The sequence below is a fragment of the Deinococcus psychrotolerans genome (assembly GCF_003860465.1).
Taxonomy (GTDB): Bacteria; Deinococcota; Deinococci; order Deinococcales; family Deinococcaceae; genus Deinococcus; species Deinococcus psychrotolerans.
This window is the reverse complement of the sequence record NZ_CP034187.1, coordinates 94,058-108,451: the sequence shown is the minus strand read 5'-3', so window position 1 is coordinate 108,451 and position 14,394 is coordinate 94,058. Positions and strand designations below refer to the sequence as shown.

At 56.5% G+C, this 14,394-nt stretch carries 13 protein-coding genes; 9 read left to right on the top strand and 4 right to left on the bottom strand.

What is annotated here, in order from left to right; translation table 11 throughout:
- Positions 1-20 precede the first annotated feature (20 nt).
- On the bottom strand, positions 21-572 hold the full coding sequence (locus EHF33_RS20160) for an MBL fold metallo-hydrolase (protein WP_124875626.1): 552 nt from the start codon (positions 570-572) through the stop codon (positions 21-23).
- Positions 569-856 carry a DUF3006 domain-containing protein gene (locus EHF33_RS20155; protein WP_124875624.1) on the bottom strand — a complete coding sequence of 96 codons (288 nt, stop codon included), beginning with the start codon at positions 854-856 and terminating at the stop codon, positions 569-571. The genes EHF33_RS20160 and EHF33_RS20155 overlap by 4 nt, the downstream gene beginning before the upstream one ends.
- A 248-nt stretch (positions 857-1,104) precedes the next feature.
- On the opposite strand from EHF33_RS20155, the gene EHF33_RS20150 reads away from it, so the two are divergent.
- Together EHF33_RS20150 and vapC are read left to right on the top strand one after the other, a co-directional pair.
- Positions 1,105-1,341, top strand: a complete 237-nt coding sequence (locus tag EHF33_RS20150; protein ID WP_124875622.1) for an antitoxin — start codon at positions 1,105-1,107, stop codon at positions 1,339-1,341.
- Positions 1,338-1,772: a type II toxin-antitoxin system tRNA(fMet)-specific endonuclease VapC gene (gene vapC / locus EHF33_RS20145; protein WP_124875620.1), complete on the top strand. Its 435-nt coding sequence runs from the start codon at positions 1,338-1,340 to the stop codon at positions 1,770-1,772. The genes EHF33_RS20150 and vapC overlap by 4 nt, the downstream gene beginning before the upstream one ends.
- Positions 1,773-2,141: 369 nt before the next feature.
- Here the strand turns inward: vapC and EHF33_RS22105 are convergent, their stop codons facing one another.
- Positions 2,142-3,506 carry an IS4 family transposase gene (locus EHF33_RS22105; protein ID WP_124873284.1) on the bottom strand — a complete coding sequence of 455 codons (1,365 nt, stop codon included), beginning with the start codon at positions 3,504-3,506 and terminating at the stop codon, positions 2,142-2,144.
- 512 nt (positions 3,507-4,018) lie between these two features.
- On the opposite strand from EHF33_RS22105, the gene EHF33_RS20135 reads away from it, so the two are divergent.
- The 5 genes from EHF33_RS20135 to EHF33_RS20115 all read left to right on the top strand — a co-directional run bounded on the left by EHF33_RS20135 (position 4,019) and on the right by EHF33_RS20115 (position 11,405).
- Positions 4,019-4,768, top strand: a complete 750-nt coding sequence (locus EHF33_RS20135) for a hypothetical protein (RefSeq protein ID WP_124875618.1) — start codon at positions 4,019-4,021, stop codon at positions 4,766-4,768.
- A gap of 1,454 nt (positions 4,769-6,222) precedes the next feature.
- Positions 6,223-6,696 carry a hypothetical protein gene (locus tag EHF33_RS20130; protein ID WP_124875616.1) on the top strand — a complete coding sequence of 158 codons (474 nt, stop codon included), beginning with the start codon at positions 6,223-6,225 and terminating at the stop codon, positions 6,694-6,696.
- Positions 6,697-6,843: 147 nt separating this feature from the next.
- Positions 6,844-8,154, top strand: coding sequence for a hypothetical protein (locus tag EHF33_RS20125; RefSeq protein WP_124875614.1), 1,311 nt, complete (start codon positions 6,844-6,846; stop codon positions 8,152-8,154).
- 2,254 nt (positions 8,155-10,408) lie between these two features.
- Positions 10,409-10,597: a hypothetical protein gene (locus EHF33_RS20120; protein WP_124875612.1), complete on the top strand. Its 189-nt coding sequence runs from the start codon at positions 10,409-10,411 to the stop codon at positions 10,595-10,597.
- A gap of 373 nt (positions 10,598-10,970) precedes the next feature.
- Positions 10,971-11,405 carry a hypothetical protein gene (locus EHF33_RS20115; protein ID WP_124875610.1) on the top strand — a complete coding sequence of 145 codons (435 nt, stop codon included), beginning with the start codon at positions 10,971-10,973 and terminating at the stop codon, positions 11,403-11,405.
- Between the two features lie 136 nt (positions 11,406-11,541).
- Here EHF33_RS20115 and EHF33_RS20110 read toward each other — a convergent pair whose 3' ends face one another.
- On the bottom strand, positions 11,542-12,855 hold the full coding sequence (locus EHF33_RS20110; RefSeq protein ID WP_124875608.1) for a replication initiator protein A: 1,314 nt from the start codon (positions 12,853-12,855) through the stop codon (positions 11,542-11,544).
- Positions 12,856-13,378: 523 nt separating this feature from the next.
- Between EHF33_RS20110 and EHF33_RS20105 the strand changes: the two genes are divergently transcribed.
- The gene (locus tag EHF33_RS20105) at positions 13,379-13,972 is read left to right on the top strand and encodes a ParA family protein (RefSeq protein WP_124875606.1); all 594 of its coding nucleotides are present in this window, start codon (positions 13,379-13,381) and stop codon (positions 13,970-13,972) included.
- Positions 13,969-14,316, top strand: coding sequence for a hypothetical protein (locus EHF33_RS20100; RefSeq protein WP_124875604.1), 348 nt, complete (start codon positions 13,969-13,971; stop codon positions 14,314-14,316). Before EHF33_RS20105 ends, EHF33_RS20100 begins: the two co-directional genes overlap by 4 nt.
- Positions 14,317-14,394 lie beyond the last annotated feature (78 nt).

The window sequence follows — 14,394 nt, the reverse complement described above, 5'->3', positions numbered from 1 at the left end:
CAAGCTACAGTCGCTTAACCTCAACTACGTGAAATTGGGGCAAGCCCAACCGTTTCGCTGTCCCCAGTCATCAACACTTTGAAGTTGCCGTACTGAATCAGCAGCCCGACGGAATGCAGGTTCTGATCCCCAGCCTTCATGCCGGGCGGCGGGATGACCGTCACCTTGACGCTGCCCAGGTTGATGATCTGGTCGATGGCCACCAGCCCTTTGGTTCCTGCTTGCTGAACGGCCGTGGTGAGCTTGCTCCAGATCTGGGTTGTGCCGGCTAGCCCGTTGTTGAGAAAGAGCTGGGGCTTGAACTGCTCGACCACTGGCACCAGGCCGGTGATGTGGTCGGCGTCGGCGTGACTGGCGGCGACCAGCGAGACGTTCTTGATCTGGTATTGCTGAATCAACTCACGCATCCGAGTTTCGCTGCGGCCCCCGTCGTAGACCATGCTCTTGCCTTCTGGGGAGGTGATCAGCACGGCGTCACCCTGCCCAACGTCGAGGAAGCGGATGGTCAGATTACCTTGGGCGGCCGCAACGGAAGTCAACAGCAACAGGCCTGTGGTGACCCAACGCGTCACAGATCGATCTCCCCGCTGGGTGCTTGGGCATTCAGGGCATCGAGCTGGGTCTGAGCACCCTCGCGGCGGCGCTGGGTCTCGGCATGGTCAATCACTGCGCCCGCTTCAGTGACGAGCACGGCATCGCCTTCTTTGAGGCCGTGAGGCAAATGACTCAGCAAGATGTCCTGGGTACCGCCACCGGGCAGCTCGACGCGGGCGAGGTCACCTTCCAGGCCGTCGACGATCAGGAGTCCGAGCGGCAGGGGTTCGGGGTGAGGTGCTGACTTTTCGTGACGGGACATGGGCAACAGCGTAGCGTGTTGCCTATCAGAAGCCACACCTCAGACTCCAGTCTCGATGACGGGGGCTTCTTCCTGAAACAGCACACTCAGGGTCGTTTGCATCGCGTCAGCCGGGATCAGGTCAACTTTCGCAGGAGGTCTATCGATTTCCGCCAGACCAATTCAATACTGGATAAAGTGCATACGAAATAGTATATACTTTATCCAGTATTCCAAAGGCCAACATCTAAACCCGCGAGGTGATATCCATGACCACAGCCAAAGTTTTCATGAGCGGCAATTCTCAGGCGATCCGCCTGCCCAAAACCATGCGCTTAGACGCCAACGAGGTTGAAGTCGTCCGGCACGGCGACACTTTGATCGTTCGCCCCCTGCGTCCCCAGACCACACTCGCCTCAGCGTTCGACGCCCTGGCAAGGATCGGTGACGACTTTCTGCCGGAAGGTCGTCAGCAGGGTGAGTCGCAGGAGCGGGAGACGTTCTGAGTTTTTCAGCTGTTCCTCTACAGTATCTGCTCGATACCAACATCTGTATCTTCATCATCAAGAACAAGCCGCAGACGGTGCGTGCCCGCTTCGAGACGCTGCGACCCGGTGAGGTAGGCATCAGTGCCGTGACCGAAGCCGAACTGCTGCATGGGGCGTATAAAAGCGAACGGGTAGAACATAATCTGGCTGCCTACTACGACTTCTCGGCGCAGATGGCGGTCATTGCCTTTGACCCACAGGTGACCGATGCTTACGGACGCATCCGGGCCGAGCTGGAACGGGCTGGGAAACCGATCGGACCATTGGACTTCCAGATCGCGGCCACGGCGGTCGCCTGCGGATTGACCTTAGTGACGAACAACGTAAGCGAGTTCGAGCGTGTGCCAGGACTCAGTGTTGAAGACTGGACGAGAGCAAATCCAAGTTGAGGTAGGGAGGTGCGCCCACACAGCCCGCTCAATAACCATTCGGCCCATTCATTCGCCCGCCTGAACCAGGCGGGGTGAGATAAGATTTGGAGTGCAACTGGACTGGACCGACGACGGTAGGAACCTCAGACTGTACCGCACCGTGAGAGGCCTGCGAATCAATGCGGACCTGAACAGTGCGGCGAACATCTTTCTGAAAGACGTAATCGGGAAAGCCGTGGAGAACATTTCGGTGAATTTCAGCGGTTCTGACTGAGGAGGCGGTGTTTGACCACCGCGAGACACACCAGACTCTGAAACGCCTCAGCTTTTCTCCGTTCAAGCTCAACGAAGAATCCCAGGGTTTCAACCCTCATCGTTACCCACAAATTAGGGTGAGGGGGCAGGCGGGCACCAGGTAAGATCAAGCAATCGCATCCAACCTCTCCACAACGTCTGCCAACCTGGTTCTCCGTCACTCTTACGTGCCAGAAACCCTCCTAAATTTGCTACAGCACGCCAAAAGACACGTAAGGTTAGGGATGTTGCAGGTTGATGAAGTCGATAGGCGACTACTCGGCAGAGTGGTTCAGGGATCAACTGGCGAGCCAGTTGATCCCCATCTTCACGTGAAGCATTCCGGAGCCACAATAAACGCACAGCGACGATGGCGAGGAAGCCCAGCAACCTGTGAAGACGCTTCCCAGAACGGAGTTGCCGGGCTTCCATTCGGCAGCCTGATTTGAGGCATTTGTGATATTCCTCGATGTTCCAGCGTAACGAATACCAGGAGAGGCGCTCCAGAGCAGCTTCCACCGTGAGGCACGGAAGCGTGCTGACCAGAAGCCACTCCACGGCATCGCCCGAAGTTGCGAGGTCAAAGGCACGAACGCACCATACCCGTTGAGCGGGGAACCCCCGCTCAGGGCCATTTCTGGGCGCACACAGTTGGCAGGTGTCAAAGGCGATACCGAGCTGAACAGGCGTGACGACGTGGGTTTTGGGGTCTCGATACTTCAGCAGTGTGGTCGTGACCGGTGGTTTTGCCCGCATCCACTCCATAAGACGCTGTGAACCTTCATTGGTTTCAACGCAGCGGTTTTGGGCCACCCGCATGACCACTTGCCACTGGAGGCTCCGTGCGATCCGTAGGTAACTGAACACGTCACTGCCACGATCCCCCACACTGATCCAAGTACAACCAGGGGGCACACCGCCGATCGCCTGTACAGTATCAGCCCAGACATCGTATTCCGTATGTCGTCCTGCACGTTCTGTACGGGTTTCATGTCCTTTGTGTCGCTCTGTCCTCGTCCAGACATGCTGCCACGCTAGGCCGAGGACGCTGGCTCCACTGGATGTCGGTGTGACTGCAAGCGCTGAATGCATCAGAAATCCGCGCCCGCGTGTGTCACCGATATGACCCAAACCAGTCGTGGCGACGTGTGGGCTGAAATCGAGCTCAGTTGTGTCCTGAATGAAGAGGACGGGCAGCGCAGACTGCGCTGCCCGTCGGGTATGTTGCCAGTGAACGGCTGATAGCAATTCATGACTCAAGCGCTCTTCGTCAAGCAGTCGATAGGCCGCTTTGACATCGCTCCAGCAACCACATTGCTGCGGCAGGGAGCCCTCTGGAAACCGTGCCAGTGCCGCCCCTAAGCTGACAGCTCGCTTTGTTCGCCGTCTATCCCCAAGGTCGAGAGAACTCCATTGCTCCTCCGCCCATTGCCGGGCATCTAACCAATTGGTGTCCATTCTTCAGTTTGCGCCACTTGTGGGTAACGATGAGGGTTTCAACCCTGGGATTGTCAACCAGGTCGGAGCCATACCGCTGCACAGCGTGTTCAAACTGATCTTCATCCCGGTCATGCAAATGCCCGCCGTACCACAGCAGGAAAACATCAGCATCCAGGCGGCCGCAATCGGCACCGCAGACGCACCCAAAGCTGTCACCGCAGTGGCTGTGTCGAAAAATTTCACCCACGGGGAGGTCACACTGACATATGGCCAAACCACTGCACGCCAAGACGAAACCTGCTCCGCATTCAGAAGCAGCCAGCACCGTCCTCACACCAACCGGGCGCACACCGCTCCCACCACAGCAGACGACGCCACCAGGACCCAATCCGAACCGGCGCACATACTCGGCAGGCAAAGACCGGGACAGAACCGAGTACCACCAGTCCATGCAGCCGGGAGTGAACTTAAGTCCGGACACACGCCAGTCGCAAGGAACAGCAACTCGGCAGCAGTGCACTGTAACCATCGTGTCCATCCGGGATAAGCAGGAGGTGAACACCCAGAGTATCGGCATCTGTGTGCGCGACCACTACAACCTACGCTTCATGCGCTACCCGACCACCGAACCGCTCGACAGGGCGCTCCCTCACGCGCTGGAAATCGCTCTGAGCAACAGTCCCGCACCCGCAGACATTCTGCTGACCACCAGCCACAAGGTGCTGTGGCAGCCGGGCAACTACACGCAAGCGTCCCTCGAATTCATCCAGCGCAACCGCTGCAAAGTCAGACTCGCCTACCCGCTCCCGCACGATCTGGGCAGCACGCTCGCCACCCTCTCGGCGGAAGGCGTCCTGGGGCCGCGCCTGACCGATTACCACCTGTACACCGCCTCGGTCACCGATGAGCGAAACGCCTACGTCGCGGCGCTGCTGTGGGGCAAGAACTACGCGCACCGTTACGTGCAGACACTCCCCACTCCAAACCTCGGCATGGCCGAAGCGGCAGCAACCGAGTGGGCCTTCAAAATCATGCCGCGCGGCAGCGAAGTGATGATTCGAAACAGCAACCCGTGGATTGGCCAGCTGTGGAACAACTCGAAAGCCATGAACATGACCTCGGAAATCCGCCAGTCGCTCAGCGGTGTCAGCAGACAACTCAAACTCAAGGAAATCCGGTTCACCACGGACATCGAAAAGCCGCACAATTCGCTCGCACGAGTCGTCCGCGAGATCGTCGGTGGACTGTACGGCGGCGTTGATGTCCGGCGTCACCGCTGATCACCAGCACCCCGCCTCGCGCTCAAGGAGAATCACTTGTGCCCAGCCTTCATACCGTCTGGTCGAGGCAACAATCTCGCTGTGGGAAGTGTGGTGAGATTCCTACAGCGTTAATCCAGTTTTGGAAGACTTCACAGGTCAAATGGACGATGTACGTAACACCTGCCAACTGGTGCATCAAGCTCTGTATTGCTGACGCTCAAGGAAGCCAATACGCAGCGTTCGTCAGGCTCATTTGCATCCATAATGAACACGCATCTTTAGCAATTTGATGACCGTTGGAGCCTTCCACCATTCTTGGAAAGTCCTATCAATTTTACAACGTCTGACTAAACCTGCGGTGTCAAATTTGGCCCGTCGTTCGGCGAAGCGCTGCGCCACCGGGAGAAGATCTGCATGACTGCAAAGGGCGTCCGACATCAGTTGTTCCTGATCAGGCTGCCTTAGCGAATACACAGTTCCCGAGGTGATCCGCATGGATCATTTGCGGAGCCACGTGGCCGCTGCGTGACGTTTCTAACTTTGATGGCGGCGACCATCAACCATTGATCCTCAGCTCCTAAAATAATTGTATTGAACAGCAGACAAGACCCTTACGGGTCCCGTTCTACCCGGAACAATCACATCAATTTCCGTGGTGTGGCGAATGGCAATCACTTGGCTTCAAGCAGCGGAAGTGCGCTCGGAATTTCTGAATTTGCATGCCTAAATCGAGAATTTCTATCATCACGCCAAGGCCAGCACCGCGCGACTTCAACTGAGAGCTGTCACCTGAATCACACGCAGAAAAGGGTGCTGCTTTTTGAAAGTGGACATAACAGCCTGAGAATGCCGCTGCATGAAATTCACTCAACTGACCAGACAAACGTAACGAACCGATTGAGCTGAGAGAGAAAATAACACCCACGTACGCCGCCGAAAGTCAAGCCAGAAAAACGCCGACGACATGTAGCGTCACAACCACCCTCCGCAAAACAAAGCTCCAGAAAGTCGTATTGTTCTCCCTCGGCCGAATGCTCAAAGCGGGCGCACATGCCGCCTCCGTCACCACCGACAAGCAACACCCAGGAGATGAGACCACCAAACGCAAGCTGAGACTATTCTACTGACCCAGTGGGTTTTTGCTGACCTGTCACATCGTCATTGCAGTGCCACCGTCACCGACGGGCACATCTGCCAGCGTGAACTGACTTCCGGGCATCTTTAGCTCGCAGCAAGTCCGTGGAGCGGGGTCCTGAGATACAGCACCTTGTACGGCGGCTTTGATCCTACAGCGCCCAGAGCATCATTAACGCCGCTGAGAGAGGCCAAATCACCACGAAGACAGGCGGAAAGAGACCATCAGTACAGCACACCAAAGCAGGATTACACTTGCCATCAATAAAAAAACCACCCTCGCGCAGGGACACTAGAGGCAGGCCCAGAACTCACCGCTCACTCTCCCCGAGGTTCCCATGATTGACCCAGCATTCACCCGATTCAGTGCGTTGCTCGCCCTTCAGCCCAGAAATGAAGTGTGCCTACTCCTCTCGGGCTATAAAGACGCCCTTCGTGCCGGAAGGATCGAAGCCGTACCCGAAGCAGGCTGGGAATTCAGCATCACTTATCTGGATGCTCAGGGCCAGGAAAAGACCGAAACCCACAACGAGGAATTCGTGCTGCTCACGGATAAATCCGCCCGCTGGATCAGCACTCAGCAGCTCGCCGCACGTCACCTGATCATGGCCAATACTGGCACGCTCACCACCACCGAAGAGCGGCTGAACAACAACGTGGACGACCTAAGGGCACTCGCCCGTATGCGCCGTGACGCGCTGAATGCCAGTACCGTCACTGAACCAGAAAAAAGCGCACCGAAATCAGGCAGAAAGAAGCGCAAACAGATCAAGAAGACAACCAGCTCGGCAAAGGCGGACAACCAGAAGTAGACATGCCGGCTGAGAACCCAGCACCTGCAGAAGCGGCGGTCAACGTCGCAGCGGAACACGTGCCCGCCAAGCGCACCAACTGAAGTTCAACCGGAGCCGTGCAGACCCCAGATTTCCTGGGGTCACTCGTGCCCGAAGAGGAGCCGCATGACCACACCTCCACCTCTGATCAAAAAGGGCCTGAATCAGCGCGTCGTCATCACGGACGCCGAGAAGCAAGCACTTGATGTTCTCTACAACCAGCAGGGAGCATGGACCCACGATGAAGCCGTGGCCGCATTCGGCGACCGGCTTCAGTTCGCGCTCGATCAGAAGATACTCGGCAGAATCGACACGCTGATGGGAACCATGTACATCGTCCTTGGACATGGCCGTCTCGCCACGTTCGACATTGCCAGTCAGGCAGAAAGCCTGCAAGTTCAAATCAGTAAAGCCTACGTCCGACTGAGCCTGCTCGAACTCGGATGGCGCGTCATGACCGACACCGAACCTTCCCGCAAGCTCAAACAGTTCAACAAGACAGGCACAATGCTGCACGTCGAAACAGACTTCGGCGAGTGCCTGCTGACAGGTCACTTGCGAAGCGGCGGGTACTCCAGGCAGGCGCTGGATTCACTGAGCGTGCGCTTCAAGAGCACGGCCCTCTTCCACAACTTCTACATCGTGGTCTTGACGCCCAGTCCCAGACGCGGTAGGGACTACGCGGAGAGACAAAAATCGTTCTTGAAACTCATCCATGTGTTACCGCAAAGTACCGTTGACGGGCAGACTGCCACACGAGTCAAAACTGTGCCCGCACGGCACGGCTTTGAACCGGATGATCGCCCATACTACGCGGACGCCGCTTGGATCGAAAATCCACATTTTCAGTCGCTCCCCGACATCACCAAAAGGGTGTTGAGCTTAAGCCGGACTGACCGGATCGGTGAGGCGCGGCGGGCGCTGGAATGCGACGCGGCCATGAGCGGCACGCAACTTAAAAAATACTTCGGTCTTGATGTGGTTGATCTTGAGGGCGTTCGTTACGTTGACACCATCATCCGCCCAGCGAAACGGTCCATGGCGAACGAGATCAACACGACGTTCCTCACCTGGACACGCCAGATTGCCAATGGAGATGACACAGCACTCGCGCACCGCTGCGGTACTGCCGAAGTGCGGTATATGTTGGGCGCGGACAGCAACCGCGAGTTGTGGCAAGCCGAGGCGCGCGGAGCACTGAGTTACGACAATCCGGATGCCGTGTATGTTCCTGGGAACGGCAGGCGGATTGCTGTCGAATTTGATGCAGGGAGCTACAGCCCGAGCGTGATCCGCAACAAGCTCGATACTTTCAGTGACCGAGGGTTTGAGGAGACCATCTGGGCAGTTACGACCAGTGTTCGGCAACGCAATCTGACTCAGAAAATTGGCGCGCGGTTGCAGCGCGGTGTCTTGCTGGCGAACTGGTGGAAGTGAACGATATGACAGAACATCAGCGCTGAAAGCAGCACACCATCCGTCGGAAAACATCTGCATTTTAGGATCCGAAGTTTGATCAATCCCATGACCCGAACACGCGAAAAAAGAGTTCCTTAAACGAGACAACATGCCAGAAAGACAGAGAGACGATCCTCTCTATAGCAATTTGATGAGCGAAAAAGCGGTGACAGTTTGTGCGTTACCGAGAAAAAGGCAAAGTGACAGTTGGTGCGTTACCGAAAAGGACAAAACGGAGCAGGTGACAGTTCGTGCGTTACCGAAAAACGGAAATGGCCAGAGTTTACCCGCAGATTGTGCATTACCGACCACATAAGTGCACCTCTCCAAGAGACATCTTCTCCCCGTACCCTGATCCTTCTACCGGCCGCCCATCCCCTCCTTCCGCCTGAGTCTGTAAGGTGAATTGTGAGAACAGACGGGCCTGCCTTTTGGTGCACGTGCTGCTGCACCGCTTCGAAGAGCGCTTAACTGCTGCGGGGAAGCAGGAAAGCAGAGCGGCATGGTGACTCAAGTGAAGCTGGCCACGCATTGCAATGACGCCTTCCTGGTCGGTTGCGCATACCGGGAGACCAAGAGAACTTCACGCTGGGGATGAGCGTGGACGGCAGGCATCTAAAACTGCTGAGGCCGGGCAGCCCGGACGTGGAGGTGGCAACCTGGAATGGGACGGGCAACGCCGCACGCCAAGTGTCTCTTGGACTGCGCGAAGACTGGCAGGTTATGGTTCCCCAGGGGCGTGTGCCGTGGACTGAAGGGCGACGTTGGTAGTGAAATGCGGATGTGGATGTTTGCCCGGCGCGGGTGGCCGGCGTCGAGAAAGCGGTGCAGGGTTTACCAACGCAATGGGCCGCCCGAATGCGGAAACTTGCAGAGGCCGCCTGGCGTCGCTGGACTTCGCAGGCCGGAGCGGGGACTTACCTGACTGGTCATCTCCACCTTTTTTGTGTAGCGCTGAGAACACAACTGCCAAGAGAATCTCACCGCCCAAATAGCCGGGCGGGGCATGATCATCACTGACGCCGGCACGGGGCACAGAACTCAGCTGAATGTGGTCGTTCAAGCAAAGCGGTATGACCAGACCGCAAGGGCTTGACCAACCGCAAAACACTTCAGACAAACACAGTCACTTGAGGTGGACGGCGAAGGACCACGGCCGCTTGAACAGTCACCCGAATTGATCCTTGATGAGAAAGGGGGCGGCGGCGCAACAGGCTCAGCAAGACGATGAGGAACGGCAGTTGACAATCGACACTTGAAGTAAGGCCATGCGGGAAGACAGAAGGCGGGGAAGGCAGGCCGATTTCCTCGCCGTGCTGATCTGAAAAATAAGAACAAACTTCACCACCCGAAATGCCAGGCGGAAGACAGGAGCGCATGGCCAGCACTGAGACCGTTGCGGCGGATGCAGTTTAAGAAGGTGCGCCCGCTGAGCGGATCGTTGCGGTAACCAGAAGTCAAAGCGTCTTGCCTTTTTTGTTTGGAGCGGAAGCGCGCCAGCGTAGACCTGCACTCACTCCCAACCTGAACACAGCAACAGATCCTCACTGCCCAAAGAGCGGCGCGGACTGCGGAGTCGCGTGAAATTTTTGAAGCGCACTTTGAATGAACAGCAAACAGTTAACTGACTCGGCCGGCCGCGGCTGGCCAAGGGTGGGCGGCGACTGCAAGAACTGGTCTGGACTCAGCAGCAAGATCATCTGGGGAAACTGCAATCCGTCTGCGCGGCTGTCGGTGGCGTAGGCATGCGATCTGCTTGAGTTGAAGGTGAACTTCATCAACACACCACATCCGGCAGTACATGGAGAGTGCAAACACCTGAGACTGGGATGAGCACGAGGAAAAAATGGAATACGAGATGACTTTTGGAAGTCTCAGAGAGGACAACGAAAAATGTATCAGGATGACCGAGCCGCTCCATCTTTGTCCATGCCCAGTTTCTGATGGCGACTGAGAGAAACCCGGAGCGCGGCGTCCAACAGGAAGTTGACCTGAGAGAGCGTGGGTCTGATCCGGTGACGGCATATCAGCAGACGCATCAGGGAAAGCTCACCGCCCGAACCGACCGGGCTTCCGGTCACTCACCTGTGCAGTCGAGACACCACAAGACCAAGCGTTTCGACTTATTTGCTTGTGACGCACTGGCGACTAATTTTGGCAGGACCTAGAGGGTGATCACGCAAAACATTTAGAGGCCCTCATCGTCCGAGCGACGGGCGAACCTGGGGAGCGTATGCAGAACGAACCAGCATGTGTAAACGGCATCATTGAGATTGAGCAGGCGACCGAAATGGACGTCGCGCAAGGATTGGAGGTCGCGAGGAAAAAGGCGACAGTGACACCGCACCAACTGGGCACCACAAACGTGGTGTGGGCGAAAATGAACAACTGCGAGCAGGCCGTCACCTTCCGGCAGGGTTAGGCGGGGAACGAGTGACTTTGATTGGCCGCTCAGGAGGGGCCGACTTCCGCACTGAAGCTCACGCCCGGTTCACTGATGGCGACCGGCGTGCGGCGGAGAGTGCAGGGGGACGCGGGTATGCGCCGGAAGCAGTGATGAGACTCCTGCGTTTGATCTAGGACGAAGCGAATATCACGGCCCCTAATGCGACGGTAGTGAACCGGACGAATTGGCGGGCGCAGCAACACCAGGCGTCTTGATATTCTTTGTTGAAAATAGATTTTACTGTCTTTGACTGTGGTGTGCACCGGGAGTGCAGATGAAGAAAGAATCGGTAGGAGTGGTGGCCCATGATCGACTGCTGTGTGCAATGTGCTCCACCCTCGTCAGGTGAGTGAACGTCTTGGGAAGGATTTCTTGGAGCATTGTTGTTCCAATTCAGCAGCACGATCTCAATGTCGGCAGCGAGTCGTTGATCCTGGTTGACGACTCGGTAGTTGTGTTGTCGGGGTTACCACGACCGACTGGCCGTATGCAATTTACACAGGCGGCGCACCGATACTGTGGGATGCGCATGTCGCGCATCCAAAATCATTTGATGTCCTTATTCAAGCGGTACGTCGCCAGCGATTTTTCAAGATGGTGTTTTCCAGGGCGAGCGAGCCGCAGTAACGAGGCGCAGTTTGGCTTTGCGATCTGTGGCCACGCCGTCAGTGAAAAGGTCTTCTTCACGCATCTCAATCTTTTTGTGCCAGCGGTAGATCAGGCTGGGCACCAAACCATGTTTCCGGATGGGTTGAGTGGTCGTTTACTAGCCCGAATTGATTGAGTTGATCACCTGAAACTTGAATCTACGGCTGTGATTGCGTCCTGGTACGAACGCTCTTCGGCGCTGTGGTGAGCCTAGCGACTGGTCGGAGTGAACCATTGGTCTTCTCTGGAAGTTTCACATTTCAGTTTTTTGCTTAAAGTGGTGATCCCAACACCTGCTCGGCCAGGGCGAGATACTCCGGCGTAGGTTTCATCAGCGCCGATCTCAGGAGGCCGAGTCCCGCAGGACTGAGATCCGCGAGGGCTTCTTGGGCCATCGGTGAGGGAGCGCGTTTAAGTTTGAGCTTTAAACTGCTCAAAATGACCTCTCTGGGGTCTGGCGGCTCAGGAAGTGGGTCAGAGTCAGGGCGCGTCTTGGCAGGCCCCTTCCTGACCTTCTCAGGAGCTACAGCGTAGCCCCACTTCGCTGGGTTCCGTACGGCGTCTACCAGTGAGGCAGGTAAAGAGCGGGGCTTCCAGCCACTGGTGAGGCGTTCATCCACGGACCGTATAGCTGGCTGCACCCGGTCAGGATGGTCCGCTGAGAGCGTCTCGGCCACAGGCCGGGTCACGCCCCTGGCCAGAAGCAGATCCACCAGTTTAGGTTCGGGGGCAGAGGCAAAAGTGTACTGAAACGTTCCAGCCTTGCCCCGGCCCGTGAAGCTGGCGTTTTTCAAGTACCCCTCGTCGAGTAGCCGGGTCTGGGCTGCATCAAGAGTTCGCTTGGCGTTGTCGAAGCGGTCTGACTCCATCCCGCAGGCGCGCAGCCAATCGTTGGCCGAGACGCTCAATTCGTGGCTGAGAGTGTCATCAGTCTGGATCCGGTGGGCTTGCAGTACCCGGTAGAGGCTTCTGGCACTGGGTTGACCGAGGCGTGAGAGCAGTTCACCGTCCAGAATCTGAAAGAGCCCATCGCGAATGGTGGCGGCGAAGTCTGGTGTGAAGGTGAGCTGAATCACGGCCTGCTCGTTGAGGGTTCGCTCTCCGAAAGCTTTGTCGCTGCCGGAGACATCGTCCACCAATTCCAGACTTGAAAGCAAGCCACTGACGTTGGTTTTCCCGATGAGTTTGTTTTTCTTGGCGTCCCAGCGGGTGCGGGTCAACTTCCATTTCACGCCAGACAGTCTGAGCAGGGCTTCACGGATGCGGGTGTACTCCCGGCCAGAGGGCGCATTGATCATGAGTTTCAAGACTGCACTGGGCGTGAAGCTGATCGAGTTGTCCTCTGGGCAGCCCGCCATAAAAAACAGGGTCTGGATGGCCAGCAGTACATCGGCGTCACTGCCGTAGGGTCGGCCATAGACCGCGTGACCCTGCACCTGGTGTTGTACGTCGCCGATCACATACTCCGTTTGCCAGGAGGCGCTCTCGCTCGGCATCACTTTTTGCACACTTATGATTCCAGCGCGGGTTAGGTCCAGTTCATTGACCCGTATCGGTTCAGTGTTGGTTCGTGGAGGATCCAGCATGCTTGATTGATCATATCAAGTACTACTAAAGATATTGATTGATCAATCAAGGGAGAAGTATGCGTGGTATATGCGCTGTGTTTTTGGGAGATCCAAGGTGAATATGCCTCACTTCGTCCAAGGGTATCCCTCACTTCGTCCAAGGGTATCCCTCACTTCGTCCAAAAACTTCCCTCACTTCGTCCAACTTCTACTCCGGTTCAAGCCACGAACCTGTGGACAACTGCCCCAAATCTAGCCAAAATCCTGTTAGATCCACTCCAAAACTTGGACGAAGTGAGGGAAGTTGGTCTCCAAAGTTGGACGAAGTGAGGCATAAAGTTGGACGAAGTGAGGGATTTGGTTGGACGAAGTGAGGCATGAAGAGTAAAGAATATATATGCGATCACCTCTCCTGGCGCTGTGACATCATTTCCACTTTTATACTCAGTCTAAGTTGTAACTTTGTTCGTTTGTTGATTTGTCACTCCTCAAGTAAATTTTATCTTCAACTGTTCAGCTCAATTTATGTCAAGATTGCAACATGATCATTGGCGTGTTGAGTCGTAAAGGTGGTGTTGGAAAAACAACGTTGGCTGTTCATCTGGCCGCAATGCTTGCCAGACAGGGAAAGACCCTTCTGGTGGATGAGGATGAAACCCGCAACGCCACGACCTGGAGCCGGAGTGGAAAGATGCCCTTTACCGTGGCCGGAGTCATGGAGCTGGCCAGGGAAGCGCCGAGGCATGAGCATGTGGTCATTGACTCACGCGGCGGCATGGATCAGGCGTCCATGCGAGATCTGTACAAGAGCAGCGACGTCGTGGTGATCCCGGTGGCGGCCGAGTTCATGACGATGACCACGCTGATCCAGACCCTGGATGTTCTGAGAGACGTGGATCCAGCACTCGGGAAGGCCAGAGTCGTGCTCACGATGACCCGGCCAGGCCGCAAACTCGAAGATGCCCGTACCGCCCTGGCAGACGTTGGTCCTGCACCGATTCAGGCCACAGTGCGCTACTCAGAAGCGTTCAGGGACGCAACGGAACAGGGGGTACTGGTACGTGACGTCAGAGGAAACCGCCTGGCCAAGAGCTGCTGGCAGGACTGCGAGGAAGTCTTCCGGGGGCTGGCGTGAGCGGCAAGTTCTCTGAGCTGGGCAAAGTCGGCAGCGGTCTCAAAGCGGCATTGACCCCGGAAGTGGTCAGTGCTGAGAGTATTCAGTCGCCAGCGCGTCCGCAACGATTGGCGTCACAGCAGCAAGCCGAGCCGAGTGTTCGGCCCACCAAATTGGTGCATGCCCGCGTGGATCTTCAGACCCGCAAGCAGTTCTTGCAAGCGCTGCTCGATCTGCAAGATCACTTCGTTGAGGAGGTCACGCAGGAAGAAGCCATCGGCGCACTGCTGTATCTGGTGACCACGTATCAGGATGCGCGTGAGCAGTGGATCGATGCCATTGCCGAGTTGAGAGCACGCCGCTGATCTACATTTCTGGGTTTCTCAGCATCGGCGATCTGGATGCTTCCTGCCCAGCTTGCCCGCTGTTTCAGCGTGTGCTGG